Origin of the sequence: Bradyrhizobium sp. CB1015 (assembly GCF_025200925.1) — a bacterium.
GTDB lineage: Bacteria > Pseudomonadota > Alphaproteobacteria > Rhizobiales > Xanthobacteraceae > Bradyrhizobium.
Genome location: NZ_CP104174.1, coordinates 1005498 through 1030659, shown reverse-complemented (window position 1 = coordinate 1030659; position 25162 = coordinate 1005498). Strand labels below are relative to the sequence as shown.

General features: G+C 65.7%; 24 protein-coding genes and 1 pseudogene. 4 read left to right on the top strand and 21 right to left on the bottom strand.

The annotated features are described in order from the left end of the window. Positions 1 to 8: 8 nt before the first annotated feature. Genes phnN through phnG form a run of 8 tightly spaced genes read right to left on the bottom strand, consistent with a single transcriptional unit; the run spans position 9 to position 6379 of the window. Entirely contained in the window at positions 9 to 620 is a 612-nt protein-coding gene (gene phnN, locus N2604_RS04685; protein WP_260374025.1) for a phosphonate metabolism protein/1,5-bisphosphokinase (PRPP-forming) PhnN, read from the bottom strand. Continuing rightward, positions 617 to 1765 (bottom strand): alpha-D-ribose 1-methylphosphonate 5-triphosphate diphosphatase, encoded by a 1149-nt coding sequence (locus N2604_RS04680; protein ID WP_260374024.1) that lies wholly within the window; start codon positions 1763 to 1765, stop codon positions 617 to 619. The genes phnN and N2604_RS04680 overlap by 4 nt, the downstream gene beginning before the upstream one ends. 12 nt (positions 1766 to 1777) lie before the next feature. After that, on the bottom strand, positions 1778 to 2476 hold the full coding sequence (gene phnL, locus N2604_RS04675) for a phosphonate C-P lyase system protein PhnL (protein WP_260374023.1): 699 nt from the start codon (positions 2474 to 2476) through the stop codon (positions 1778 to 1780). A gap of 22 nt (positions 2477 to 2498) precedes the next feature. Further along, positions 2499 to 3296, bottom strand: coding sequence for a phosphonate C-P lyase system protein PhnK (phnK, locus tag N2604_RS04670; protein ID WP_260374022.1), 798 nt, complete (start codon positions 3294 to 3296; stop codon positions 2499 to 2501). Then, positions 3289 to 4185, bottom strand: coding sequence for an alpha-D-ribose 1-methylphosphonate 5-phosphate C-P-lyase PhnJ (locus tag N2604_RS04665; RefSeq protein ID WP_260374021.1), 897 nt, complete (start codon positions 4183 to 4185; stop codon positions 3289 to 3291). Before N2604_RS04665 ends, phnK begins: the two co-directional genes overlap by 8 nt. Beyond that, positions 4182 to 5297, bottom strand: a complete 1116-nt coding sequence (locus N2604_RS04660; protein ID WP_260374020.1) for a carbon-phosphorus lyase complex subunit PhnI — start codon at positions 5295 to 5297, stop codon at positions 4182 to 4184. Before N2604_RS04660 ends, N2604_RS04665 begins: the two co-directional genes overlap by 4 nt. Before the next feature lie 4 nt (positions 5298 to 5301). After that, complete coding sequence (gene phnH / locus N2604_RS04655) at positions 5302 to 5910, bottom strand: phosphonate C-P lyase system protein PhnH (RefSeq protein ID WP_260374019.1); 609 nt, start codon at positions 5908 to 5910, stop codon at positions 5302 to 5304. A 4-nt stretch (positions 5911 to 5914) separates the two neighbouring features. Continuing rightward, complete coding sequence (gene phnG, locus N2604_RS04650) at positions 5915 to 6379, bottom strand: phosphonate C-P lyase system protein PhnG (protein WP_260374018.1); 465 nt, start codon at positions 6377 to 6379, stop codon at positions 5915 to 5917. Positions 6380 to 6499: 120 nt separating this feature from the next. Here phnG and phnF point away from each other — a divergent pair, with 120 nt between their 5' ends. Further along, positions 6500 to 7231 (top strand): phosphonate metabolism transcriptional regulator PhnF, encoded by a 732-nt coding sequence (gene phnF / locus N2604_RS04645; protein WP_260374017.1) that lies wholly within the window; start codon positions 6500 to 6502, stop codon positions 7229 to 7231. A 183-nt stretch (positions 7232 to 7414) separates the two neighbouring features. Here phnF and phnE (N2604_RS04640) read toward each other — a convergent pair whose 3' ends face one another. From phnE (N2604_RS04640) to phnC, 4 genes are all read right to left on the bottom strand, one after another. Next, positions 7415 to 8263 (bottom strand): phosphonate ABC transporter, permease protein PhnE, encoded by an 849-nt coding sequence (gene phnE, locus N2604_RS04640; RefSeq protein WP_260374016.1) that lies wholly within the window; start codon positions 8261 to 8263, stop codon positions 7415 to 7417. Further along, positions 8260 to 9144 (bottom strand): phosphonate ABC transporter, permease protein PhnE, encoded by an 885-nt coding sequence (phnE, locus tag N2604_RS04635; protein WP_260374015.1) that lies wholly within the window; start codon positions 9142 to 9144, stop codon positions 8260 to 8262. The genes phnE (N2604_RS04640) and phnE (N2604_RS04635) overlap by 4 nt, the downstream gene beginning before the upstream one ends. Before the next feature lie 73 nt (positions 9145 to 9217). Further along, positions 9218 to 10153, bottom strand: a complete 936-nt coding sequence (gene phnD, locus N2604_RS04630; protein WP_260374014.1) for a phosphonate ABC transporter substrate-binding protein — start codon at positions 10151 to 10153, stop codon at positions 9218 to 9220. Positions 10154 to 10217: 64 nt separating this feature from the next. Further along, on the bottom strand, positions 10218 to 11027 hold the full coding sequence (gene phnC, locus N2604_RS04625) for a phosphonate ABC transporter ATP-binding protein (RefSeq protein ID WP_260374013.1): 810 nt from the start codon (positions 11025 to 11027) through the stop codon (positions 10218 to 10220). Positions 11028 to 11201: 174 nt separating this feature from the next. Between phnC and N2604_RS04620 the strand changes: the two are divergent. The 3 genes and pseudogenes from N2604_RS04620 (at position 11202) to N2604_RS04610 (ending at position 13806) form a co-directional block, all read left to right on the top strand. Continuing rightward, positions 11202 to 11872: pseudogene (locus N2604_RS04620) on the top strand (chloramphenicol acetyltransferase). Continuing rightward, on the top strand, positions 11869 to 13062 hold the full coding sequence (locus N2604_RS04615) for an alpha-D-ribose 1-methylphosphonate 5-triphosphate diphosphatase (protein WP_260374012.1): 1194 nt from the start codon (positions 11869 to 11871) through the stop codon (positions 13060 to 13062). The pseudogene N2604_RS04620 and the gene N2604_RS04615 overlap by 4 nt, the downstream one beginning before the upstream one ends. Before the next feature lie 18 nt (positions 13063 to 13080). Then, a complete protein-coding gene (locus N2604_RS04610) occupies positions 13081 to 13806 on the top strand; it encodes a DUF1045 domain-containing protein (protein WP_260374011.1) in 726 nt (241 codons plus the stop codon). On the opposite strand, the gene N2604_RS04605 is transcribed toward N2604_RS04610, so the two are convergent. From N2604_RS04605 to N2604_RS04565, 9 genes are all read right to left on the bottom strand, one after another. After that, positions 13784 to 14377, bottom strand: coding sequence for a hypothetical protein (locus N2604_RS04605; protein ID WP_260374010.1), 594 nt, complete (start codon positions 14375 to 14377; stop codon positions 13784 to 13786). The genes N2604_RS04610 and N2604_RS04605 overlap by 23 nt on opposite strands. A gap of 83 nt (positions 14378 to 14460) precedes the next feature. Then, complete coding sequence (locus tag N2604_RS04600) at positions 14461 to 15861, bottom strand: selenium-binding family protein (protein ID WP_260374009.1); 1401 nt, start codon at positions 15859 to 15861, stop codon at positions 14461 to 14463. Between the two features lie 382 nt (positions 15862 to 16243). Beyond that, entirely contained in the window at positions 16244 to 17182 is a 939-nt protein-coding gene (locus N2604_RS04595; protein ID WP_260374008.1) for a dihydrodipicolinate synthase family protein, read from the bottom strand. 127 nt (positions 17183 to 17309) lie between these two features. After that, entirely contained in the window at positions 17310 to 19391 is a 2082-nt protein-coding gene (locus N2604_RS04590; RefSeq protein ID WP_260374007.1) for a methyl-accepting chemotaxis protein, read from the bottom strand. 121 nt (positions 19392 to 19512) lie between these two features. Then, positions 19513 to 20283 carry an enoyl-CoA hydratase gene (locus N2604_RS04585; protein ID WP_260374006.1) on the bottom strand — a complete coding sequence of 257 codons (771 nt, stop codon included), beginning with the start codon at positions 20281 to 20283 and terminating at the stop codon, positions 19513 to 19515. Between the two features lie 15 nt (positions 20284 to 20298). Next, on the bottom strand, positions 20299 to 20748 hold the full coding sequence (locus N2604_RS04580; RefSeq protein ID WP_260376175.1) for a MarR family winged helix-turn-helix transcriptional regulator: 450 nt from the start codon (positions 20746 to 20748) through the stop codon (positions 20299 to 20301). 202 nt (positions 20749 to 20950) lie between these two features. Then, positions 20951 to 22195: a phosphoglycerate dehydrogenase gene (gene serA / locus N2604_RS04575; protein ID WP_260374005.1), complete on the bottom strand. Its 1245-nt coding sequence runs from the start codon at positions 22193 to 22195 to the stop codon at positions 20951 to 20953. A gap of 313 nt (positions 22196 to 22508) precedes the next feature. Then, positions 22509 to 23741, bottom strand: coding sequence for a rhodanese-like domain-containing protein (locus N2604_RS04570; RefSeq protein ID WP_260374004.1), 1233 nt, complete (start codon positions 23739 to 23741; stop codon positions 22509 to 22511). A gap of 86 nt (positions 23742 to 23827) precedes the next feature. Continuing rightward, positions 23828 to 25117 carry a YwqG family protein gene (locus N2604_RS04565; protein WP_260374003.1) on the bottom strand — a complete coding sequence of 430 codons (1290 nt, stop codon included), beginning with the start codon at positions 25115 to 25117 and terminating at the stop codon, positions 23828 to 23830. Positions 25118 to 25162: the final 45 nt, after the last annotated feature.

Here is a 25162-nt window from a genome sequence, read left to right as displayed (position 1 = left end):
CACTCTCTCTATCGCGCCGACAACTCGTCTTGCCAGCCTTCATTCCTGATCACGCGCACCAGCTGGCGGCTGTGATAATCCGCGCTGCCGGCATTGAGGATGGTGACATCCGCCTGCGCCGACGCGTCATCGACGCTGCGCGACAGCCGCTCGGCGATGTTGCCGTCGCTTTTCCGGGCGCGCGCGGCAAGCCGCTGCGCCAATACATCCGGCGGCGCCGTGATCGCGACCACCATGACGTTGGCATAGGCCCGGCGTAAGGCGGCGATCACGGTGCGTGAGACGTTGACGACGATGGTGCGGCCTGCGCGGATGTCGTCGTTGATCTCGAGCGGCAGCGCATAGGAATGACCGTGCGCATCCCAATGCACGGCGAAGTCGCCATGCTCGCGTGCGCGGCGGAATTCGTCGGGGCTGACCGCGATATTGTCTTCATCGGCCGAAGACGCACGCGTCACGATGCGGCGCGGGAAGACGATGTCGGGATCGTCGCCGCAGGCTGCTTGCGCCAGCCGCAGCAAGGTATCCTTGCCGGCGCCGCTGGGGCCGACCACGAGCACGAGCCGGCCGGGGCCGATCGCACCCGTCTCGCCCTCGGCCGCGGTCACCATCTCGTTCATGCGACGCGGTGTCCTTCGCGCCAGACGCTGCGGACCACGGGGACATGGCCTGCGACATGGACGCGGATCAAATCGGCGCGCTTGCCGGTCGCGACCTCGCCGCGGTCGGTGAGGCCGACCGCCTCCGCGGGCGCTTTCGTCACCGTGCGAACCGCGGCCGGAAGGCTGATCGCGGGCACATGCTCGGGCAATTGCAGCGCGGCCATCAAAAGGCTCGAGGGGATGTAATCCGACGACAGGATGTCGAGCAGGCCTTCGCGCGCGAGATCGACCGCGGCGATGTTGCCGGAGTGAGATCCGCCGCGCACGACGTTCGGCGCGCCCATGAGGATGTCGATGCCGGCCTGGTGCAGGCCGCGCGCGGCCTCCAGCGTGGTCGGGAATTCCGCGACCGAGACGCGGTCGCGCACGGCGTCCGCAACGTTCTCCTCGGTGGTGTCGTCGTGGCTCGCCAGCGGAATGTTGTACTCATGCGCCAGCGCCACGATCTCGCGCATGTTTGCCGCGGCATAGAGCCTCTGATATTCGAAGCGCTTTGCGAACAGCTCGTCGAGCTCGGCATCGGTCTTGCCGCCGCCCTTGCCGCGGTAATAGTCGCGCAGCTTGACCTCGTCGCGGAACTGGCGCTGGCCCGGCGTGTGGTCCATCAGCGACATCAGCTTGACGTCGGGACGGTCGATCAGCTCCTTGGCCTCCTCGACTACGCTCGGCATCGGGATCTCGCAGCGCAGATGCAGGAAGTGATCGGCGCGCAGCAGGTTGGCCTCGCGCGCGGTGGTGATCGCGGCGGCGAGCACACCGGCGCGACCATCGACCTCCTCGGCGCCGTCCTCGCGCCAGACCCGCAGCGAATCGAACACGGTGGTGATGCCCGAGGTCGCGAGCTGGCCGTCATAGGAGATGACGGCGGCGACCGGATTCCAGAACACCTTTGGCCGCGGCACGTAATGCGCTTCGAGATGGTCGGTGTGGAGCTCGATCAGGCCGGGCATGATCAGATCGCCGCCGGCATCCTCGGCACCCGCGGGCGCCCTCCCCTCGCCGATCTCCGCAACGCGTCCGTCGGCAAGCGCGAGCCAGCCCTGCTCGATCACCCGGTCAGCCAGCACGATCCTGGCATTGGCGATCACGGATTCCTTCTTCATTTCCCCATTCCTTCAGGCCGCGGCGGCAAAGCTGGTGACGTCGATGATGCGGTCGGCAATCAGATGACGGATTTCGTCGTCATGGACAATGGCGACCATGGCGACGCCCTGTCGTTTCTTTTCAGCGACCAGCTCGACCACGACGGCGCGGTTGGCCGCATCGAGCGAGGCGGTCGGCTCGTCCAGCAGCAGGATCGGCAGGTCCGAGATGAAGCCGCGCGCGATATTCACGCGCTGCTGCTCGCCGCCGGAGAAGGTCGCGGGCGGAAGCTGCCAGAGCCGTTCGGGGATGTTGAGACGATGCAACAATTCGCCGGCGCGCGCCTGTGCCTCAGTCCGGCTCGTGCCGTTGACGATCAGCGGCTCCGCGACGACGTCGATGGTCGCAACCCGCGGCACGGCGCGCAAGAACTGGCTGACATAGCCGATGCTGGAACGGCGGATGTTGAGCACCTGCCGCGGCTCGGCGGTGGCAAGATCGACCACAGCGCCGCGATGGCGGATGCCGATCCGGCCGCTGTCGCAGCGATAATTGCCGAAGATCATCTTCAGGATCGACGACTTGCCGGCGCCCGATGGCCCCGACAGCACGACGCACTCGCCTGGATTGACCTGGAAGGTCACCCCGCGCACCACCGGCAGCTCGATGCCGCCCTGCAGGTGCATCGTAAAGGTCTTGCCGGCGTCAGTGATGTCGATCATGGCGGTCATTGGAAAACTCATATTGTAAAGTTCATGGCGGCAGGATCGAGGAGACGAGGAGCTGGGTGTAGGGCTCGCGCGGGTCGTCGAGCACCTGATCGGTGAGGCCGGTCTCGATGACGCGGCCCCCTTTCATCACCATCACGCGGTGCGACAGGAGGCGCGCCACCGCGAGATCGTGGGTGACGATGACGACGGCGAGGTTCAACTCGGCGACGAGGCTGCGCAAGAGGTCGAGCAGGCGCGCCTGTACCGACACGTCGAGCCCGCCGGTGGGCTCGTCCATGAACACGAGCCGCGGCTCGGTGACGAGGTTGCGGGCGATCTGGAGACGCTGGCGCATGCCGCCGGAATAGGTGCGCGGCGCATCGTCGATGCGGGCTGTGTCGATCTCGACCCGGGTCAGCCAGTCCGACGCGGTGTCGCGAATGCGGCCATAGTGATTCCAGCCCACCGCCATCAGCCGCTCGCCGACGTTGGCGCCGGCCGAGACCGCCATGCGCAGGCCCTGCGCGGGATCCTGATGCACAAAACCCCAATCGGTGCGGAACAGGAGGCGCCGTTCGGCTTCGCCCAGCGTGGCAAGATCGCGGGTGACGCCGTCGCGCATCCGGTACGACACGTGGCCCGCGCTCGGCGCAAGCTGGCCCGACAGCATCTGCAGCAGCGTCGACTTGCCCGAACCGGATTCGCCGACGATCGCCAGCACCTCGCCGGGATAGAGCGAGAACGAGACCTCGCGGCAGGCATTGATGCGGCCGAACGACTTGCTGAGGGATTTTGCGACCAGCAGCGGTTCGTCGTTGTCGAGCAAATTCTGATCAGCCATTCGCGGCCTCCTGCGCCTGCTCCTTGTACGGCGCGGCACTCAGGCTGCCGTGATGGCCGGCGGCCTGGCGGCCCTCGCAATAATCAGTGTCCGAGCAGACGAACATGCGGCCGCCCCTGTCGTCGGTTACGATCTCGTCGAGATACGAATTCTCCGCACCACAGAGCGCGCAGGGGGCGTTGAAGCGGTAGGGCTCGAACGGGTGATCCTCGAAATCGAGCGAGACCACCTGGGTGTAGGGCGGGATCGCGTAGATGCGCTTCTCGCGCCCGGCGCCGAACAATTGCAGCGCCGGGCAATTGTCCATCTTGGGATTGTCGAATTTCGGCGTCGGCGACGGGTCCATCACATAGCGCGTATTGACCTTGACGGGATAAGCATAGGCCGTCGCGATGTGGCCGAAGCGGGCGATGTCCTCGTAGAGCTTCACATGCATCAGGCCGTATTCGGCCAGCGCGTGCATGCGCCGCGTCTCGGTCTCGCGCGGCTCGAGGAAGCGCAACGGCTCGGGAATCGGCACCTGATAGACCAGCACCTGATTCGCGCGCAGCGCCGTCTCGGGGATGCGGTGGCGGGTCTGAATCACAGTCGCCTCGTCCGTCGCAGTCGTGGTGGCGACGCCGGCGGTCTTGGCGAAGAACTTGCGGATCGAGATCGCGTTGGTGGTGTCGTCAGAGCCCTGATCGATCACCTTCAGCACGTCCTGGGGCCCGAGGATCGCGGCCGTGACCTGCACGCCGCCGGTGCCCCAGCCATACGGCATCGGCATTTCGCGGCTGGCGAACGGCACCTGATAGCCGGGGATCGCGATGGCTTTCAGGATCGCGCGGCGGATCATCCGCTTGGTCTGCTCATCAAGATAGGCGAAATTGTAGGCGGGCGCGTTCATTCCGCGGCCTCCTTCATGGAATCGGGCGTATTGGCCTCGGCGAACGCTTTCGAGAACTCTTGGCGCAGCTTGCGCAGCAGGCCGAGCTCGGACTGGAAATCGACGTAATGCGGCAGCTTCAGGTGCTCGACGAAGCCGGTCGCCTGGACGTTGTCCGAATGCGACATCACGAACTCTTCGTCCTGCGCCGGGGCGAGCGCCTCCTCGCCGAGCTCACGGGCGCGCAGCGCGCGATCGACCAGCGCCATCGACATGGTCTTGCGCTCGCTCTGGCCGAAGGCAAGGCCATAGCCGCGGGTGAAGCACGGCGCTTCGGTCGCGGAGCCCTTGAACTGGTTGACCATCTGGCACTCGGTGAGCTCGATCGCCCCGAGCGGCACGGCGAAGCCGACGTCTTCCGCGAGAAATTCGACCTCGACCTCGCCGAAGCGGATCTCGCCGACAAAGGGATGGTTGCGGCCGTAGCCGCGCTGGGTGGAATAGCCCATCGCGAGCAGAAAGCCCTCGTCGCCGCGCGCAAGGTTTTGCAGGCGCAAATCACGGTCCGCGGGGAAGTTCAGCGGCTCGCGGGTGAGATCGCCGACGCTGGCTCCGTCCTCGGCTTCCGGTGATGATTCGATCAGCCCGTCGCGGCCGAGAATGTCTGTCACGCGCGGGGTCGGCGCGGTGGAGGCTTCGACCATCGCCGGAGCTTCCGGCACAAAACCTTCGGCGAGCGATGAATCGAGCAGGCGGTGCGTGTAGTCGAAGGTCGGCCCCAGGATCTGGCCGCCGGGAATGTCCTTGAAGGTCGCCGACACCCGCCGCTGCACCCGCATCGCGCCGGTGTCGACCGGCTCGCTGGCGCCGAAACGCGGCAGCGTGGCGCGGAAGGCGCGAACCAGGAAGATCGCCTCGATCAGATCGCCGCGCGCCTGCTTGATCGCAAGCGCCGCAAGCTCGCTGTCATAGAGCGAGCCTTCGCTCATGACGCGATCGACGGCAAGGCCGAGCTGCTCCGAAATCTGATCGAGGGAAATTTCCGTAACGTCTTGGTCGCCGCGCCGCTTATGCGCGAGCAGGCGATGGGCGTTCTCGATGGCGCGTTCGCCGCCTTTGACTGCGACATACATGCTTCTAGCTTCCCTTGCTCACGGCGCGGGTGGTGCGGGGGATCGCAACCACGGCGTCATCGGCGACCAGCACCACATCGATACCGCGCGGAAACAGCGCTTCGTTCATATGCAGGCGCTCGAACAGGTCGAACGGCTTGACCGACGCCTGCAGCGTGGCGAGCCCGTCGATGCCGGGGCCGCGCAGCTCGAAGCTGCGCCCGGAGGCGAGGCTGTCGACCTGGACGATCACCGTGGTCGACCGGTCCGGATACTCGCTCGTGCCGAGCGCGAAGCGCTCGAGCGAAGGCAGCGCACCGCCGTCGCCGATGAGCGCGAACGAGGCGATCGATGAATCCTGCACGACCGGCGCGCCGGTGTGGAACTTGAGCCACTTCGTCACGTCCGCGCTCTCCGCCATCCGCGCATCGAGCCAGAGCGGCGTGTCGTGGTCGAACAGCGTCAGCGCGATCGCGGCGGTGCCGCGCATCATCGTATCAGGCGTCCCGGCCATCGGCACAATGCGCTGAACCGAGCCCGGCCGCGCCATGGCGTCCATGACCGAGCGAAAGGTCGATTGCGCCGACAGCACCTTGTCGGCGAAACCCGGCGGCAGTTCCGCAATCGTGGTCATGATCTCACCCCTCACCGCGCACCATGGTGTAGAAATCAACCTTCGTCGCGGCGGTCGCTTGCGCCGCCTGCTTGCGCCTGACCATAAGCTGCTCGCGCAACGGCGCGATAACGTCGCGCTCCACCGCTTCGCCGAAATCGCACGACTGCACCAGCGCATCGCACAGCGCGATCAGATGCGCCTTCTCGCCGTCGCGGCCGAGCGTGTAGCCGAACCCGACCTCGCCGCTCGCAAGTCGCACCGCGGCGCGCGACACCGTGGCTTCGCCGAGATTGAACGGCGCCCCGTCGCCGCCGACCCGGCCGCGCAGCATGACGAGGCCGTTCTCCGGCGTGCGCAGGTCCTGATGGTCGGGGAGGGCCAAGTTGCGGAGGCGAGCGGCGATCTCGCCCGCCTCCGCGTGCGCCAGCACCGCCATTGCGGCCTTGCGCTGGGCTTGCTGGTTGTTGTGCTGGGTCACCTGGTCCACCGAACTTTTTGACAGAACTTGCCGCATCGAAGTTGTCTATGATAATAGACAACTTCATAAGGATGCGCCATGACTGTTTCGTGACAATGCTGTGATTTCTGGAGTAAGGTTTCCCGCGACATGAGCATGCAGGACACAGCCTCCTCGGGCGTCGCGCTGTGGCGTCTCGTTGCCGACGGCATCGAGCGCGGCATCGCCGACGGCCGCTTTGCGGCCGGCGACAAGCTGCCGGGCGAGATGGAGATCGCCGAAACCTATCGCGTCAACCGCCACACCGTGCGGCGCGCGCTGGCAGCCCTTGCCGAGCGCGGCCTGGTGCGCGCCGAGCGCGGCAGCGGAACCTATGTCGAGGCACAGAAGCTCGCTTATCCCTTGCGTTCGCGCACGCGCTTCTCCGAGATCGTCGGCGCGGACGGTCGCGAGCCGCATGGCCGGCTGATCGAGGCGACCGATGACGTCGCGACACGCGAGCTCGCGCGAGAGCTGGGATTAAAGACCGGCGCGCCGTTGGTGCGGATCGAGGCGATACGCCTTGCCGACCGCACGCCGATCTGCGTGTCGACGACCTGGCTGTCGGCGGACCTGTTCCCGGATGCGGGCGCCGTGTTCGCGGCGACGCGCTCGATGACCAAGCTGCTGCAGCATTTTGGCGTCCGCGACTATCGCCGCGGCGCGACGCGAATCACCGCGGGCATCGTCGACGCCACCGACGCCGCACGGCTCGATCTGGCGCTGGGGCGGCCGATCCTGGTGGTGGACGCCACCGACCACGATCTCACGGGCAAGCCGCTGGTGACGAAGCACTCGCGGTTTGCCGCGGAGCGGGTGGAGTTTCTGGTGGAAAACGGGTGAGGGGCCTGTTCTCCCTCTCCCCGTTCTTACGGGGCCGCGACGAGCTTCGCTCGCGCTGAGAGGGTTGGGGTGAGGGGCTGCTCCCGCAATGACGGTGAGAGACGGACTCGCGGAGAGCCCCCTCACCCGGAATTTGCTTCGCAAATTCCGGCCTCTCCCCGCAGGCGGGGAGAGGCGAGGAATTCACGCCACCGCCCTTCGCCCAATGATCGCAAAGCGCAGCTTGCCGGAGATGAAATCGATCGCGGCGACCGCGACCAGGATCATCAGGATCAGGAACGACACTTTCTGCCATTCCAGCACGCGGATCTGCTCGGCGAGCTGGAGGCCGATGCCGCCGGCACCGACAATGCCGATGATGGTCGCCGAGCGCGTGTTGGATTCGATGAAATAGAGCACCTGGCCGGCGATGACAGGCAGCACCTGCGGCAGCAGGCCGAAGCGGATCTCGTGCAGGGCGCTGCCGCCGGAGGCGCGGATGCCTTCGACCTGCTTCTGGTCGGCGCTCTCGATCGCCTCCGAGAACAGCTTGCCGAAGGCGCCGAAATCCGCCACCGCGATGGCGAGCACGCCGGCGAACGGGCCGAGCCCGACCACGTTGATCCACACCAGCGCCCAGATCAGCGTATCGACGCCGCGGATCGAATCCAGCAAGCGCCTGACGGGAAAGCGCAGGATGTTCGACGGCACGATGTTGCGTGCGGCCAGCAAGCTCACCGGCAGCGCGAACACCGCCGCCAGCGTGGTTCCGAGCAGCGCGATCGAGAGCGTCTCGCCGAGTGCCTTCAGATAGATCGGCAGCGAGGAGCCGGGATCCGGCGGGATCATCATCAGGCTGATCCAGCCGAGCTGGCTGAGGCCGGCGAAGAAGCGCGACGGCGAGAAGTCGAGATCGACGAGACCGTAAATCAGGATCGCGAACGCGGCGACGATCATCGCGGGCGTCGCCAGCCGTGCCGAGGCCGGCCGATCGAACACATCGGGATAGCGCGCGCGAATTTGCGCGGTGTCGACCTCCTGCGGCCTCGTCACGTCCGCGCCTCCTTGCCGAACAGGCTGCCGCGCAACCAGCCGGTGGTGATGTCGATGATGAAGACCGTGACGACGATGGTGAGCAGGATGGCGCTGACGTCCGAATAGTAGAACTTGCGGATGGCGACGACGAGCTCCTGGCCGATGCCGCCGGCGCCGACGAAGCCCATGACGGAGGCTTCGCGGACATTGATCTCGAAGCGCAGCAGCGCGTAGCTGGCATAGCCGGCGCTGACCTGCGGCACGATGGCAAAGCGCATGCAGGAGAGCCAGCTCGCCCCGGTGGAGCGGATGCCCTCGACCGGCTTCATGTCGGCATTCTCGACGATCTCCGAGAACAGTTTTCCGAGCGCTCCGGTGGAGTGGATCGCAATCGCCAGCACGCCCGCCATCGGCCCGAGCCCGAAGGCGATGACGAAGACCAGCGCAAAGACGATGCCGGGGACGGTGCGGGCGAATTCGAGCAGGCGCCGCACGACGAGGCGCAGCCAGGGCGCGGGCGAGGTGTTCTCGGCCGCGAAGAAATTGAGGGCGAAGGCGAAGGTCGCGCCGATCAGCGTGCCGACATAGGAGATCAGCAGGGTCTCGCCCAGCATCTTCAGCCATTTGCGCCAGCCCCAAAACCACTCGCCGACATCGGTCCAGACCCGCTGGCCGCTGTCGAGCGTGAGGATGCGGTCGAAATAGCTGACGAAGTTGCCGAAATAGGTGAACAGCGTGCGCAAATTGACTTCGGCGCCGATCGCGGCGAGAGCCAGCGCGGCGGCAAAGACACCGGCCCCTAACAGCAGGCGGAGCCGTCGCCGCGAAACCGCCTGGCGATAGGCAGCGTTGAGCGCGGCGAGCTGCTGCTCGGGGAGGATCGAAACCGCTGTCGTCATTGGGTCGAAATAGGTCCCGTCAAAGAAAGAGCCGGGTCCATGGGACCCGACTCAGGTGCATCGTCCCGAGGACTCAGGACGCCTTCTTCTTACGCAGCGCGTCGACGAACTTGATCAGCTCGATCGTGCCGTCCCAGTCCTTGGTGGTGGCGGGATGAAAGCCCTTCTTCTGGCCGTCGGAGAGACGGTCGAACGCAGCCTTGTCCTTGGCCGGCGCGTCGAAGAACGCCTTGGCAATGGCGGTCTTGGCGTCTTCCGGCAGGTCGGAATTGTAGGCATAGGGTCCGTTGATGATCGGCGCCGATTTGTGGATGATGCGGAAGTCGTCCTTCTTCATCGCCGAGCCGTCGGCGTTCTTCAGCATGCCCTTGGTCAGCATCTGCGCCAGCGTGGAATCGTCGTCGCTGGTCCACTGGTTGGCGGCGACGTCAACGGTGCCCTGCGCCAGCGCCAGCATCGCGTTCTCGTGGCTGCCGGTGAAGACGACCTTGCCGAAATAGGCGTCGGCATCGTGGATTCCCATCTTGTCGAGCTCGAAACGCGGCACGTTGTTGCCCGAGGTCGAGTTCGGGTCGACCAGGCCGAGATTCTTGCCCTTGAGGTCGTCGACCTTCTTGTAGGCGCTGCTCGCCTTGACGAAGAACACCGAGTAATAGCCGGTCGAGCCGTCGGCATTGATGTCGTTGGCGAAGGCGTCGGTCTTGACGCCAGTGAGTCGGGCACGCGCGAACGAGGCCGAGCCGTAGCTGGCGATATGGATGTTGCCGGCGCGCTGGCCCTCGATCACGGCGGCGTAGTCGCTGGCGATGCGCAGCGTGACCTTCACGCCGAGCTGCTTCGAGAGATAGTCCACGAACGGCGTCCAGCGCTCGGTGACGCCCGAGGCGTTCTCGGCCGGGACGACGGCGAAGGTCAGCTCGGGATACTTCGCCTTCCAGTCGTCGGCCGAGGCGGAGGCGGTGAAGGCGAGCGCAGCGGCGCCGGCCAGGATTAATCTGCGAGTGATCATGATACCCTCTTCATCGGTTGGTGTCGTTGACGCAAAACTGGCAATTGAACAAATGCGACGCGGCTCAGGCGGCCGCGGCGGTTCCGAGCGCCGGCACGCCTTCGGGCGCCGGGACAGGCAGGCCACCCACGACGTCGCCGGCTTCGAGATCGTACAGCTCGCGCGCGACGTGATCGGTCAGCGCGGACGGAGCGCCGTCGAATACCACGCGCCCGGCCGCCATGCCGATCAGGCGATCGCAATAGGTCCGCGCCAGATCGAGCGAATGCAGGTTGCAGAGCACCGTGATGCCGAAATGCTTGTTGATGCGCAAAAGCGCATCCATCACGATCTTGGTGTTGCGCGGATCGAGCGAGGCGATCGGCTCGTCGGCGAGGATGATGTCGGGCTGCTGCACCAGCGCGCGGGCGATCGCGACACGCTGCTGCTGGCCGCCGGAGAGCTGGTCGGCGCGCTGGGCGGCGAGCGAAGCGATGTCGAACTGCTCGAGCGCCGACATCGCCAGCGCCTTGTCGTGCTCGGGCCAGGCCTGCGACAGCGAGCGCCAGGCGGGCATCGTCGCAAGACGACCCATCAGGACATTGGTGAGCACGTCGAGGCGGCCGACCAGGTTGAACTGCTGGAAGATCATCGCCGAGCGGGCGCGCCACTGCCGCAGCTCCCTGCCGCGCAGCCGGGTGACGTCGACACTGTCGAACAGGATGCGGCCCCCGGTCGGCATCACGAGGCGATTGATGGTCCGCAGCAATGTCGACTTGCCGGCGCCGGATCGCCCGATCACCCCGACGAAGCCGCCGGGGGAAACTTGAAACGAAGCGTCGTCCACCGCGGCTTTCGCGCCGAAGCGACACGTCAGGCCTTCAACCACCAGCATACAGGGGCTCCAGAGTAGCTGGAGCCAACCGCTAACGCCCGTGCTTAACACTTGTGTGACACACGCGCTGCGGTGCGGCGATCCTACGCACGTCATCCCCTGTCATCTCGTTGTCATGACATCGTCATCTAGCCGCTCGAAGAGAAACGCCCGCCCTCGCACTTCGGATGCAACATGGCCGCCAAAGCTCTTTCGGTTCAGCCGACCGTCGATCCCTCGGCCAAGCTGCATGAGACCAAGCTCGGCGCCTACACCGAGGTCGGCGCGCGCACGATCCTGCATGAAGTGGCGATGGGCGATTACTCCTATGTCGTGAACGATGCGCAGATCGCCTACACCACCATCGGAAAATTCGGCTCGATCGCGGCGATGACCCGCATCAATCCCGGCAACCATCCGATGCATCGTGCCACGCAGGCGCACTTCACCTACCGCTCCAGCGCCTATTTCGAGGGTGAAAGCGACGATTTCGAGTTCTTCGACTGGCGGCGCCAACATCACGTTCATATCGGCCATGACGTCTGGATCGGTCATGGCGCGATCGTGCTGCCGGGCCGCAACATCGGCACCGGCGCGGTGATCGCCGCCGGCGCGATCGTCACCAAGGACGTGCCGGCCTACAGCATCGTCGCCGGCAACCGGCTCGTATCGTGCGGCGGCGGTTCTCGGAGGAGATCGCCGGACGGCTTGCAAAGCTTGCCTGGTGGGACTGGGATCACGACAAATTGCGCGCGGCGCTGCCCGATTTCCGCAAGCTCGGGATTGAAGATTTCCTCTCGGCATACGAAGCACGGGCGAGCTCACTCACCAATTCCCCTGCCAGCAAACGAAGCGCGGTCGCGTGACAGACATATTCATTGAAGGCGGCCGGGCCCTGGTCGGCGCCGAGCTCGTCGAAACCTCTCTTCTCGTCTCCGGAACGGACATTGCAGAGCTCGATGCCTCTCGCAGCCATGCACGGCTGGCGCTCGATGCCCGCGACCTGCTGGTGCTACCCGGCATCGTCGATCTGCATGGCGATGCCTTCGAGCGGCAGATGATGCCGCGCGCCGGCGTCGACTTTCCGATCGACGTTGCGCTCGCCGACAGCGACCGCCAGGCGATCAGCAACGGCATCACCACCGTGTTTCACGCCACGACCTGCTCCTGGGAGCCGGGCCTGCGCTGCGCCGACAATGCGCGCGGCCTGATGGAGGCGATCGAGCGGCAGCGTCCGCAATTCGCTGCCGACACCCGCTTCCACCTGCGGCACGAGACCTACAATCTCGATGCCGAAACCGAGATCGCACAGTGGCTCAGCGAGGGCCGCGTCGACCTGTTTGCCTTTAACGATCATATGGACGGCGTCGTTGCCGACATCTCCAATCCGCGCAAGCGCAACCGCATGATGGAGCGCACCGGTCTGTCGAGCGAAGAATTCGACCGGCTGGTCGAGCGTGTGGTCTCGCGCGCCGACGAGGTGCCCGCCTCGGTGTCGCGGCTGGCCGCCGCGGCCCGCGGGGCCGAGGTGCGGATGCTCTCGCACGACGACGCGAGCCCGGCGATGCGCCGGGAGTTTCGCGAGCTCGGCGCCTTGATCGCGGAATTTCCGATCAACGAGGAGACGGCGCAGGCTGCGGCCAGCCACGGCGATGCCATCGTCTATGGCGCGCCGAACGTGGTGCGCGGCGGCAGCCATACCGGCTGGACCAGGGCCTCCGACATGATCGCCAAAGGGCTCTGCTCGGTGCTGGCGTCGGACTATTACTATCCCGCGCAGCTGCTCGCCGCGTTCCGATTGGCTGCCGATGGCGTGGTGCCGCTGGCTCAGGCCTGGGATCTGGTCTCCGCCGGCCCGGCGCGCGCAACCGGCCTCACCGATCGCGGCCTGCTCGCGGAGGGACGCCGCGCCGACATTCTCCTCGTCGACGACAGCGTGGAGCTGCGGCCGCGGCTGATCGCGGTGATCTCAGGCGGCAGGCTCGTGCATCTCACCGATGCGACGCGGCTGCTCACCGCAATGGCGGCGCCGCGCGAGGCTGTTGTCGCGGCGTAAATTGGTTATGCTGAGCTAATGACAGGTTTCCCCCGCTACGCGATCTATTTTGCCGCCGGCAGCGACAGCGCCCTCTCCCGCTTCGGCGCCGAGCTGCTCGGCTATGACGCCTATACCGGAGACGAGCTGCCGTTTCCGCAACAAGCGCTGCATGTCGCGCGGGACTGGCGCGAGGTCAGCGCCGATCCCCGCAAATACGGCTTTCACGCCACGCTGAAGGCGCCGATGGCGCTGGCGCCTGGCAACACCGAAGCCGAGCTGATGGCCGCCTGCGCGGCCTTCGCCGGCAAGGCGCGGCCGCGTCCGGTGATCCGGCCGATTGTCGATTCCATCAGCGGCTTCATTGCCGTGATTCCGGCCGAGCCGGTCGAGACGCTGGAGCAACTTGCCGCCGATTGCGTTCGCGAGTTCGACCCGTTTCGCGCCACGCTGACGGCGGAAGATCGCGCCCGGCGCAAGCCGGAGAAGCTCAGCGAGCGGCAGCGCGACTATCTCGACCGCTGGGGCTATCCCTACGTGATGGGAGAATTCCGCTTCCACATGACGCTGACGGGGCGACTGGATGCGGAGCGGCGCGGGCCGATCCTTCAGATGCTGCGGACAAGGTTTGCGGCGCTGGGGATCGAGACGCTGGCGGTCGATCGCATCGCGCTGTTCAAGCAGGATGATGCCAAGGCAAGATTTCGCATCATCGGCGAGTGGGCTTTTGGTGCGGTAGGCCTCAACGCCAGCTCGCAAGATTGAAAGCGAGCGCCACCGCGCCAACCACAACGAGGCTGGTCGCCCAGACTGCATCCAGGTTGAACCAGCTTCGCGAGACGAACCTCAATCCCAGATGGCGGTAGACCAGCCACGCCAGACATCCGCCGGCGCCGACCATGGCGGCAACGTGCACCAGGGACACCAGCACCGCCATCCCGAGATTTGCCTTCATCAGCGCGCCCGCCGCGTCATGGCCGGCATCGAGCTCGAAGGCCTGGCAGAGCCCGAGATAGATCGGCACGAGCATCAGAGCAGCGCCGTGAGCGATGGCGACGGCAAATGACCAGAGCGCCAATTGCGTCGGCGGAATCCGTGCCAGCGCGCGCGGATGACGCCGGTCGATCAGCCGATAGACGCCAAAGCCGATGACGAGAAGACTCGCACCGATCTGGATCGGACGCTGCCATTCGGCCAGCACGAGCAGGAACGCGAACGGCAGCAGCACGAGAAGTGTTGCCAGGAGATGCCCGGCCGCCAGAGCCCACAATGCACGCAAGAGCGCGCGCGGGCTCTTGTCCATGAGCCCGGCCGAAACGGCGAGCGGCCATCCCATTCCCGGATTGACCCCGTGGTAGAGACCGCTCGCAACAAGCGCGAGCCACAGCCAGCCAAGGGCCGGGCTCGCATGCGTCCCATCTAGACCGAGGGGTAGCAAAAGGAGTCCGTCGAACAGTCGCCGCCCTCGAGCCTGATCTGGTGCGCACGATATCCGTCGGGGAAGCTCACGAAATAGTCCTTGTCGAGCTCGAGGCCGCCGTTGCGACCGACATTGGCCATGACTTCCACGCCCGGAACCCCGTCGGGATAGAACTGGTCGTCCCAGGTGGAATAGAGCGAATTGGTCCAGTACACGCGCCGGCCGTCGCGGCTGATCTCGACCATTTGCGGACCCGCCGCAAAGGCCTTTCCGTTCGGATGGGGCGTGCGCCGCGCGATGCCGCCGATGTGGACTGAGCCCGCAAGCTTCGGCTTTCTGGGATCGCTGACGTCGTACTGGCGCATCTCACCCGTCCCCCAGCACGAGACATAGAGAAACCGGTCGTCCATCGACAGGTCGATGTCCGTCACCAGCGGCGGCACAGCGCCAAATCCCTGCAGCAGCGGCGGCAGCTTCTCCTTGGGCGCGGGTTCAGGAGGGATCGTCGCCGTCTTCTCGGCATGGAATCTTCCATCCTCGCGCCACCAGGTCCAGATCGACGCCTCGAGGTTGGTGGTGTCGACCACGACACCGACGAAGCCGTACTCGCGAACCGGATCGTGCGCCGGCCGCACCTCCAGCGCCATCTGATGATTGGCGCCGAGGTCGATGGTCTGGACGTTGCGACGGGCACGAAGGTCCCAGAAGTGGAGACGATGTCCATATTTATTCGCAAGCAGATCTTCCGGGACGATCCCGTTCTCGAACTGCGGCGGTAACGCCCATTCGCTCGTCACCATGTAATCGCGCGGCAGATTCCACCAGAAATCATAATGCAGCGTCTGCGGGCCACGGTCGATCTCCCATCGTCCAAGCACTTCGAACGTCTCGCAATCCATGATGAAGACGCCCGGAGGTCCATTGGTGCCGTCCTTGCCGCCGCCGCCCAGCGTGCTCACGTAAATGCCGTCCGGCCCGCAATGGATCGTGTGCGGCCGCGAGTAGCCGGTCTTCTTGAAGACCTCCTCTGGCTCGATGATCTTGTGGATCTTGGCTTTCGTCGGATCGGGCTTGGTATCGATGACGTAGATGCGCGACGAGCGCAGCCCGGGGATGATGAGATAGCGCCGCTCGATGAAGGCGTGTCCGGCGAGCGGCGACAGAGCGGAGGAGCAGGCATTCCAGCCGAAGTGATGAAACTCATCGCCCTTGTTGGGCATCGTGACGGTGTGGACGATCTGGCTATAGGTCGGCGATCCCGGCTTGACGTCGATGACCGCGAGAGCGTCCGGCTTTGAGAAATCCGGGCTGAGCAGCAAGGTGTAAGCAAAGTTCTCCGCAGGCGCTTCCATCGCAAGCTTGGGCGATGCGTGAAAGGTGGGATCCGGCCTCATCGTCATGGCACTGCCTCCCTGTTCTGTCGGTTTGCACCAACCTGGCTCGGGATAGTGGCAAAAGAAGAGCTGTTGCGCGATGCCTTGGGATTCTCCGCAGGGCCGGTTGGCGAGCGTACAATAAGCCATCGCCGGGCTATGGGAAACTGGCGGAATCGCGTTAATTCGACGCCTTACAGCCGGCGAAGTGAGGTTGGAGGCGGCCTCTCTCTCGATGTCGTCCCCGCGAACGCGACGCGAACGCGGGGACCCATAACCCCAGGGAGCGGCTATGAGGCGAGCTGCCAACTCCCAGTCTTCGTCAAACTTCTCCCTGTGGTTATAGGGTCCCGGATTTGCGCGCGCTTGAGGCGCGCTTGTCCGGGACGACACTGAATGTTTGGCTCCGCTATTTCCCCCACCTGAGCGCCAGTGCGTCGCGCTCTTTGGCCAATTCCAGCAGACCCGCTCGCGTTGCCGGATGCAGCGGCTGCAGCGGATGACGCACCGTCTCCGACTTGATCACGCCGCCGGCCTGCATCATGGCCTTGCAGGCGATCAGGCCGCATTGGCGGTTCTCGTAGTTGATCAGCGGCAGCCAGCGCTCATAGGCGGCCTTCGCCTTCTCGCGATCGCCGGCGAAATAGGGATCGATGATCTGGCGGATGCCGTCGGGATAGCCGCCGCCGGTCATGGCGCCGGTCGCGCCGGCGTCGAGATCGGCGAGCAGCGTGATCGCCTCCTCGCCGTCCCACGGGCCTTCGATGTCCTTGCCGCCCGCCTCGATCAGGCTGCGCAGCTTCGAAGCCGCGCCCGGCACCTCGATCTTGAAATAGCGGATGTTGGAAAACTCGCGCGACAGCCGCGCCAGCAACTCGACCGACAGCGGCGTGCCGGCAACCGGCGCGTCCTGGATCATGATCGGGATATCGATTGCGCCGGAGAGCACCTTGAAGAATTCGACGATGCCTTTCTCGGGGACGCGGAAGGTCGCACCGTGATAGGGCGGCATCACCATTACCATGGCGGCGCCGGCCGCCTCGGCCTGCTTGCTGCGCGCCGCGCACACGGCCGAGCTGAAATGGGTGGTGGTGACAATCACGGGAACCCGGCCGGCCACATGTTCCAGCACCGTGTGCATCACCGTCTCGCGCTCGGCATCGGTGAGCACGAACTGCTCGGAGAAATTGGCGAGGATGCAAATGCCGTGCGAGCCGGCATCGATCATGAAATCGATGCAGCGGCGCTGGCCCTCGAGGTCGAGCTCGCCGCGCTCGTCGAAGATGGTGGGCGCGACCGGGAACACGCCGCGATAGGGGCGTTGGGCCTTGTGTGGGGTGACCGGCATCGAACTCTCCATCCCTGATGTGTCTTGCGTCTGTGGCTGCGCTCGCGGGAGCGAGGGCGGCACAGATGTACCCGCAGTGCCGAGCGGCGGCAATGCCCGCGCGACGTCCAATGGAAAGAGTACGAAATCAGGCGCTCTTCACGGCGCCCAGGAAACCCTCGACCGCGACACGAAGACGATCGGCATCCGCCGACATCTTCTTGACGGACTCCGACAGCACCGTGCCGGCGTTGCCGGTCTCCTGGTTGAGCCTGGCGACGCTGCCGATCGTGTCGGTGACCTCGCGGGTGCCCTGGGCCGCCTGCTGGAAGTTGCGCGAGATTTCCGTCGTCGCGGCGCGCTGCTCTTCGACCGCGGCGGCAATCGCCGTCATCTTCTCGTCGATGCCGCTGATGGCGCCGCCGATCGACCGGATCGCGGCGACCGCCTGGCCGGTGGCGCCCTGGATCTCCTCGACCTGGCGCGAGATCTCTTCCGTCGCCGTCGCGGTCTGCGCCGCGAGGCTCTTGACCTCGCCCGCGACCACGGCGAAGCCGCGGCCGGCTTCGCCCGCGCGCGCGGCTTCGATGGTGGCGTTCAATGCCAGCAGATTGGTCTGGGCCGCGATCGCGTTGATCATCTTCACGACCTCGCCGATGCGGCTGGCCGTCTGATCGAGGATCTCGACCGTCGCATTGGTCTGCTCGGCCTGGGCTACCGCCTCGCGGGCCTCGCGCGCGCTCGACTGCACCTGCGCGGAGATCTCGCCCACGGATGCGGAGAGCTCCTCGGTCGCGGCAGCGATGGTCTCGAGATTGTTGGTGGCCTGCTCGGCGGCGGAGGAGACCGCCGCGGTCTGGCTGCTCGATTCCGTGACCAGCGAGCGCACGCCGCTTGCGGTGGCGTCGAGCTCCCGCGTCGAGGCCGCAACGCTCTGGATCACCGCCTGCACCGTATCGTCGAAGCTGCGGCAGGCGGCATCGACGGTGCCGGAGCGGGCGAGCTGAAGCGCCTGCTGCGATTCGCGTTCCTTACCCAGCCGCTCCGCGGTCGCCGCGCTCTCGCGCAGGCTTTCGAGCGCAGCCGCCATGGTGCCGAACTCGTCGGGATGCCGCGATTGCGGCACCGGCGTCGCATAATCGCGCGCGCTGATGCGGGCGATGGCGTCGAGGATGGCGCGTACCGGCCGCATCAGGCGGTTGCGCACCACGAACACGCCGGCGAGGGTCACGGCCAGCGCGAGCAGGAACGCGAAGGATTGCACGATGAGATTGGTCAGCGCTTTCGCCTGAACCGCCTCCGCGCGCGCGATCGACAGGTCAAGCGCCTTGTTCGCGACCGCGACGATGGACGCGAAGGGGGACTGGCACAATGCGTTCCATTCCGAGGCGGGCATCGCGGGGCGGCCGCTGCCGTCGAAGCCCTTGGTGAGCTCGCCGATCTGCTTGAGGGCGCCGTCGGTCTTGGCCCTCGCCTCCTTGACCGTGTTGACGAGCTCCGCCGCCACGTCAGGCGTCGCCAGAAGCTCCTCCATGCCGGCCCAGCCGGCGGTGACGACGCCGTTCCATCCGGCCACGGTCTGCTTCTGGGTCTCGTCGAGCGGCTTGCTGGCGTTGACGTTCGGCCGCAGGGTCGAGCACTGGATTCCGTAGCGATCGCGCACCTGCCAGGCGAGGCGGCGAGCCTGGATCATGCGGGCGATGTAAGGATCGTTCATCCAGGCGCGGTTCGACACCGCGGTGGACGCGAGATTGGCGGTCTCGATCACCTTGGTGACCGCATCGTACCAGGCTGCGGTGCGCTCCAGCTTGCGCTCGGCGCGCGGCAGCTTGGCCTCGTCGTAGAACAACTGGAATTTTGGCGCGGCTTCATTCCAGCGCTGCTTCAGCGTGCCGGCGAGCTCGTCGCGGCTAGCGAATTCGACGGTGGAGAGCGCGGCGCTGATCGCGTCGAAACCGGCCTGCTCGGCCTTCTCGGCGGCGCCGAGCTTGGCGCGCGCATCGTCCTCGCCGAGCAGCGCGCTCTGGGCATCGCCGCGATTGCTGCGCAGGGCAACCACGCCATGGAAGATCGACTTGTCGGCATTCGCCAGCCGCGCGGTCTCCAGACTGTCGCTATAGCGGCCGAAAGCCCCGACCATCTGGATGGCCGTGCTGGTCAGCGCGCCGGCCGCCAGCAGCGTCATCAGAACCAGGAGCAGCGTGCTTACCGATTTCTTAAAAATAGACATGGACCCAAAGACCCGCTCGCCGAGAGCGGTCATCTTGCACGGCCACATGCCAAAGTTTCGTTAAGGTTTATATCAAATCATAAGCGCGCCCCGGAGTCGCCGTCCGTCAGGGGCAGCCGGCTCACGCCACCTTGGTGAAATCCGGGGGGCGGCGCTCCGCAAACGCCGTAAACGCCTCGCGCGCTTCGGCGGTGCGCAGGCGCTGCGCGAACTGCTCGCCTTCGGCTTGCATCTGCGCGACCAGCGCCTCGCCGTTGCGCATCAGCCGCTTGGTCGCGATGAGGGCCCCGGCCGGCTGGCGGGCGAGACGCTGCGCCAGCGCAAGTGCCTCGGCATCGAGCTTGTCGAGCGGCACCACGCGGTTGGCGAGGCCCCATTCCAGTGCCGACTTGGCCGGCACGGTTTCGCCAAGCGCGAACATCTCGTAGGCGCGGGCGTGGCCGATGCGCGCCGGCATCAACAGGCTGGAGGCGGCTTCAGGCACCAGCGCGAGGCTGACGAACGGCGTCGACAATTGCGCGTTGTCGGCGAGCACGACGAGATCGCAATGCAGCAGCATCGTGGTGCCGACGCCGACGGCACGGCCCTGAACGGCTGCGACCAGCGGCCGGGTGCAGCGCGCCAGCGACTGGATGAAACGCACCACGTTGCGGCTGCCTTCGGACTTGCCGGCCGCGACAGCCGCGAACTCGCCGACGTCGTTGCCGGCGGTGAACATGTCGCCCTCGCCGCGGATCAGGATCACGCGGGCGGATGGGTCGAGCTCGGCGGCTTCGATCGTGTCGGCGAGCTTGCCGTACATCGCATCGGTCAGCGCGTTCTTCTTGTCGGGACGCGCCAGCGTGAGGGTGAGAATTCCGCCGCTATTCTCGATCCGGACGTGCTCGGTCATTGGTCTGCTCCGTGGTTATTCGTCTGAACTTCTTGGAAACTTGTCCTGAATGCTCGTCAGCCAGCGTGCGACGACGTCGATTTCCGCGGCGGTGAATCCTTCTGTCAGCGCCGCATTGACCTCCGCCGCGCTCGCTTTCGCCTGTGCCAGCGCGGTGCGCCCCTTCGGCGTCAACCAGATGCGAAAGGCGCGGCCATCCTCGCGGTCGGCCCGCCGCTCGACCAGCCTCGCCCCAGCGCTGCGGTCGACGAGGCCGGAAATGCCGGCCGGCCCGAGATCGAGTGCCGCGCCCGCCTCGCCCATCAGCACGCCATCCTGCCTGCCGAGGATGAACAGCAGCCCCGCCTGCGCCGGCGTCACCTCGCTTTCGGGCCGCGCCGCCATCCAGCGCTGCAGCCGGCGATGGGCGACACTCAGCAGGTAGATCAGCCGATGGTGCCTCGCGCCGGCGTCATTATTTCGCATGCGAACTATATAAACAGGGTAGCTCGGATTGTCAAAGACGATGCGTTTTGCCGACCCGGCGCGCGAAGCCCGCGAGCAGATCAGCGAATCGAGCACAAATGGAAATGGCGGCCATCCCGCTTGACGGCCGCCAGGCTGGAGACTTCGAGCAGCCGCGACGCGTTTTCTTGACGCGAACCGGTATTCTTCGCTCGAAAACGCTCTAATGCTCGAACACCAGCCGCGCGCCGACCGTTCCCTCGAGGCCGCGGATCTGCTGCAGCAGCTCGCCGGAATCCTGACCACCGAGATCGGCGTCGAGCACGACGTAGCCGAGGTCGCCGGCGGTCTCCAGATATTGCGCGGCGATGTTGATGTCGCGCTGGAGGAAGACCTCGTTCAGCCGCCGCAACATGCCCGGCACGTTGCGATGGACATGGCTGAAGCGTGCGCCGGAGGGACGAAGATGCAGCTGCACCTCCGGGAAGTTCACCGCGCCCATGGTCGAGCCGGTGATGAAATAGTCGACCAGCTTGCGCGCCACCTCGCCGCCGATCCGCTCCTGCGCCTCTTCGGTCGAGCCGCCGATATGCGGGGTGAGGATGACGTTCTCGAGGCCCTGAATGGGACTCTTGAAACGATCGGCATTGGACGAAGGCTCGACGGGAAAGACGTCGACCGCCGCACCGGCGAGATGGCCATCGCGCAGGGCACGCGCCAGCGCATCGAGATCGACCACGGTGCCGCGGCTGTTGTTGATCAGGAACGAGCCTGATTTCATCGCCCGCAGCTCCTTCTCGCCGATCATGCCCGCAGTCTCAGGCGTCTCCGGCACGTGCAGGCTGACGACGTCGCTCTGCGCCAGCAGCTCTTCCAGCTTCTCGACCGGCTCGGTGTTGCCGTGGCGAAGCTTGTCGGTGCGGTCGAAATAGATCACGCGCATGCCCATGGCCTCGGCGAGCGTCGAGAGCTGCGAGCCGATATTGCCGTAGCCGACGATGCCGAGCGTGCGGCCGCGCACCTCGCGGCTGCCGGCCGCCGACTTATCCCAGCCCCCGGCATGGGCCGACACCGAACGCGGAAAGATCCGCCGCAGCAGCATCACGATCTCGCCGATGACGAGCTCGGCGACGCTGCGCGTGTTGGAGAACGGGGCGTTGAAGACGGGAATACCGCGCTTGCGCGCCGCCGAAAGCTCGACCTGGTTGGTGCCGACGCTGAAGCAGCCGACCGCGAGAAGCTGGTCGGCCGCCCCGAGCACCTCATCGGTGATCTGGGTGCGCGAACGGATGCCGAGCAGCGACACGCCCTCGAGCGCGCGCCGCAGCTCCGCGCCGTCCAGCGCCTTGGTCAGCCGCTCGACATTGGTGAAGCCCGCGCCCCTGAAAAGGTCGACAGCGCTATCATTGACGCCTTCGAGCAGCAGCGCCTTGGCGCTTCGCTCAGGGCTTTGGCCTGGGGCGGACATGGCATCTCCGTAAATCGCAGCTTTGCCGCAGCTCATAGACCGCGGACGGTGCGCAGCACAATAGGGGACGGATACGGGGGAGAAGATGGCCGGCGCAGTGGATGAGCTTGGTGTACCAGACCCGTTTATCCGCGCGCTCCCAATACTGCCCGTCATCCTGAGGTGCGAATGGCGCGATGCCCGGCATCGCGCCGGGAGCCTCGAAGGATGAACGGCCTCCGATGCAGCCGGGCCGTCGCCCTTCGAGGGCCGCTAAGAAGCGGCCACCTCAGGGTGACGGTCATGTATTGACGCTGAACGCGGATCACGCACGTCAAATCACATAGAACCCGTGCGTGCCGTCGCGGCGGAGCTGCTCGACGAGACCGTATTCCCAATCAAGATAGGCCTGCATCGCGGATTCCGCCACATCGGTGCCTTCATAAGGCCGCCGGTAGCGATGTGCCGGATCGGGCTTCGGCAAGACCTGCGGTGGGCCGACCTCGAGCGCGCCGTCATAGCCGCCTTCGAGCACGTAGACCTCCCAGCCCATCTGCGCCAGCCACGACGCCGTCATGTCGGCGCGGACGCTCCTGTCGTCGGTCAGCACGATGCGTGCGCCGCGCACGGGCGCCGCCATGTCGGTTTCCTGCACGAGCTGGCCGCCGGGATAATGGCGGAAGCCGGGGAGATGACCGGCCGCATAGTCCTCGGCGTCGCGCACGTCGAAGCGATAGAGCGTGCGATGGGTCTCTGCGACCAGCGTAGCCATCTCGTTCGCTCCGATATGGCGGACACCGGCGCGATAGGCGACATCGCGGGCATTGGCCGGGCCGCCCTCGAACGGGCCGATCGCGCCGCGCCTGTCGGCACCGTGATCGAGCGCATGCCGGGCCAGCGTCCAGCCGATGGTGCCGTTGCGCAGCGCCCGCACCTTGTTCGGCACGCCGGCATTGATCAGCGACTGCGTGCCGATGATCGAGCGGGTGCGGCCCGCGCAATTGACGATGATCGTCGTTTCGGGGTCGGGCGCAGCCTGCCCCGCCCGCAGCACCAGTTCCGCGCCGGGCACGCTGACCGAGCCCGGGATGTTCATGGTCGCATATTCGTCGAAACGGCGGACGTCGAGGATGGCGATATTGGCCTTGTCGGCGATGAGCTTTGCCACCTCGTCGGCGCTCAGCGAGGGCGTGTGGCGGCGCGACTCGACCAGCTCACCGAAGGCCTTGGAGTACGAGTTCACGTCCTCGAACACCTCGAAGCCCGCATCGCGCCACGCCTGCAGCCTGCCGTCGAGTGCGCTGACATTGGTGTAGCCGAGTGCGGCCAGACGTTCGGTGCCGGACGCGACCAGCCCCTCGCCGTCATCATAGAGCACGATCGCAACGTCCTTGCGCGGCAGCCGCACCTCGGCCTCGATCGCAATCCGGTCGGCGGCCATGTTGGCGGCGAACAGCGGATGGCCGGTGGCAAAAGCAGCCTCATATCGGACATCGAGCAGCGCGATCTCCTCGCGCAGAAGCAGCGCGCGGCGGATATCGGCGGGGGTGATGGTCGGAAGCTTCATGGCGTGGACCTCAAGAACAGAGCCAGGAGCTTTTGAACCATCACGGCGAAGTTGACCAGCTATATCGGAGAACGGCAGGGCTCGGTCTAGTCGCACTCGTATGTGGCGACGACGTTCGAGAAGTCGCGTTGGACAAGAGCATCGCGATCGATCCAGAAATGGAGCACGCCACCAATGTTGGCGTGCCAATTGAAGAAAGCGGGATCACCCTGAATTTGAAGTAACAACACGTCTTCCAGGTGCACCTCGGTCGAATCTTGCGGGCCGCTCCCGTATCCCAGCATCTGATGAAGCGCTGTTCTGAAGTGACGGCGCGCGCCCTCGTCCACGCTCGGGGTCTTCCAGCGGTTCTGCCGCACCAGGTTCGTGACGTAGCTGGAGGGCGCGTGGTCGGAAATATCGGTATCGTGAGTCGCCATGCAGCGGACCGTATGGTTGATGGCATTGCCGAGGTCGTCCACGATTGTACGCGCATATGTGCGCACCTGCCCGTCCAGCTTCTTGTAGGCATGCACAACGTTGAACCACCAGGATCTGAAGCTCGCCTTTATATCCGGGTCAACGTCATCCATTGGGGTAAGCGCCCGACATCGTTCGAGCCACCCGACTGCACCAGCGCGAAGGTGCTGCAATTCCACAATTGATTCGGCGGTGAGCGGCTTGCCGTAAAATCCACGCTTCAGATCGTCTTGGACGTGCGACAAGACCGACCGGACCACGAAGGTGATCAGGAGCCAGTTAAAGGGCCAATCCTCGTCCTTCCCGTATTCGGCGACGCTGCGGAATTTGAGCAGATCATTCCGGTGCGGCTCGCCCGGACCCAGCGCCTTACGCAATTCTCTGACCATAAGCTCCCCTCCGACGGCGTCCTCCCGGAAGTAGAAGTCGCGGAACGGTCGGAAGGAGATCGGATATTTGAACTCGACCCTGGAATGAAGATCTTGGTTGGGATCGAGCCATTTGACCTGGTAATCACCGTTGGTGCCTGCCAACGGCATCAGATCCGGCGGCGGCGCTCGGTCGGGATACGCGCCACCGTCCCTCGGACTATAAAGTACGCGGCAGGGAGGATGTCCTTCGCCAACAAATGCAGAGCTGCAGAAGAAATAGAGGGTGCCCCGCGTCGGAAGCGGCGACCAGCCGGCGCCAGGCACGTCAGCCAGGTCAATTTGAGCTACGAATGTGAGCGCAACTGCTTCCAGCTCTTCAGATGCCCTGACCTCTGCCGCCGGCCAATCAAATTGCGGCGGCAACTTGGGAAGCCCGCCGAAGAAGCTCCGGGATGGATGGCTCAGAGGCACGGGCAAATCACTACGTCGGACGAGCACCGCAGGCAGCGCCGTTTCTTCAAGCTCGTCTTGTTCGGACCGCGCCATCACGCCCCCCACAGCCTTTGCGTGCAAAGAACCACTTCGCGGAAC

Excerpts from the sequence above, each read along its gene's own strand:
- phnF (WP_260374017.1), top strand. The coding sequence starts at position 6,500 with ATGAGCATGCAGGACACAGCCTCCTCGGGCGTCGCGCTGTGGCGTCTC.
- N2604_RS04570 (WP_260374004.1), bottom strand. The coding sequence starts at position 23,741 with ATGAAGCTTCCGACCATCACCCCCGCCGATATCCGCCGCGCGCTGCTT.
- phnC (WP_260374013.1), bottom strand. The coding sequence starts at position 11,027 with ATGCTGGTGGTTGAAGGCCTGACGTGTCGCTTCGGCGCGAAAGCCGCG.
- N2604_RS04565 (WP_260374003.1), bottom strand. The coding sequence starts at position 25,117 with ATGGCGCGGTCCGAACAAGACGAGCTTGAAGAAACGGCGCTGCCTGCG.
- N2604_RS04660 (WP_260374020.1), bottom strand. The coding sequence starts at position 5,297 with ATGTATGTCGCAGTCAAAGGCGGCGAACGCGCCATCGAGAACGCCCAT.
- N2604_RS04580 (WP_260376175.1), bottom strand. The coding sequence starts at position 20,748 with ATGCGAAATAATGACGCCGGCGCGAGGCACCATCGGCTGATCTACCTG.
- N2604_RS04595 (WP_260374008.1), bottom strand. The coding sequence starts at position 17,182 with ATGCCGGTCACCCCACACAAGGCCCAACGCCCCTATCGCGGCGTGTTC.
- serA (WP_260374005.1), bottom strand. The coding sequence starts at position 22,195 with ATGTCCGCCCCAGGCCAAAGCCCTGAGCGAAGCGCCAAGGCGCTGCTG.
- N2604_RS04610 (WP_260374011.1), top strand. The coding sequence starts at position 13,081 with ATGACAGGTTTCCCCCGCTACGCGATCTATTTTGCCGCCGGCAGCGAC.
- N2604_RS04605 (WP_260374010.1), bottom strand. The coding sequence starts at position 14,377 with ATGGGATGGCCGCTCGCCGTTTCGGCCGGGCTCATGGACAAGAGCCCG.
- N2604_RS04680 (WP_260374024.1), bottom strand. The coding sequence starts at position 1,765 with ATGAAGAAGGAATCCGTGATCGCCAATGCCAGGATCGTGCTGGCTGAC.
- N2604_RS04590 (WP_260374007.1), bottom strand. The coding sequence starts at position 19,391 with ATGTCTATTTTTAAGAAATCGGTAAGCACGCTGCTCCTGGTTCTGATG.
- phnH (WP_260374019.1), bottom strand. The coding sequence starts at position 5,910 with ATGACCACGATTGCGGAACTGCCGCCGGGTTTCGCCGACAAGGTGCTG.
- phnL (WP_260374023.1), bottom strand. The coding sequence starts at position 2,476 with ATGACCGCCATGATCGACATCACTGACGCCGGCAAGACCTTTACGATG.
- phnE (WP_260374015.1), bottom strand. The coding sequence starts at position 9,144 with ATGACGACAGCGGTTTCGATCCTCCCCGAGCAGCAGCTCGCCGCGCTC.
- phnD (WP_260374014.1), bottom strand. The coding sequence starts at position 10,153 with ATGATCACTCGCAGATTAATCCTGGCCGGCGCCGCTGCGCTCGCCTTC.
- N2604_RS04665 (WP_260374021.1), bottom strand. The coding sequence starts at position 4,185 with ATGAACGCGCCCGCCTACAATTTCGCCTATCTTGATGAGCAGACCAAG.
- N2604_RS04600 (WP_260374009.1), bottom strand. The coding sequence starts at position 15,861 with ATGACGATGAGGCCGGATCCCACCTTTCACGCATCGCCCAAGCTTGCG.
- phnN (WP_260374025.1), bottom strand. The coding sequence starts at position 620 with ATGAACGAGATGGTGACCGCGGCCGAGGGCGAGACGGGTGCGATCGGC.
- N2604_RS04585 (WP_260374006.1), bottom strand. The coding sequence starts at position 20,283 with ATGACCGAGCACGTCCGGATCGAGAATAGCGGCGGAATTCTCACCCTC.
- phnK (WP_260374022.1), bottom strand. The coding sequence starts at position 3,296 with ATGGCTGATCAGAATTTGCTCGACAACGACGAACCGCTGCTGGTCGCA.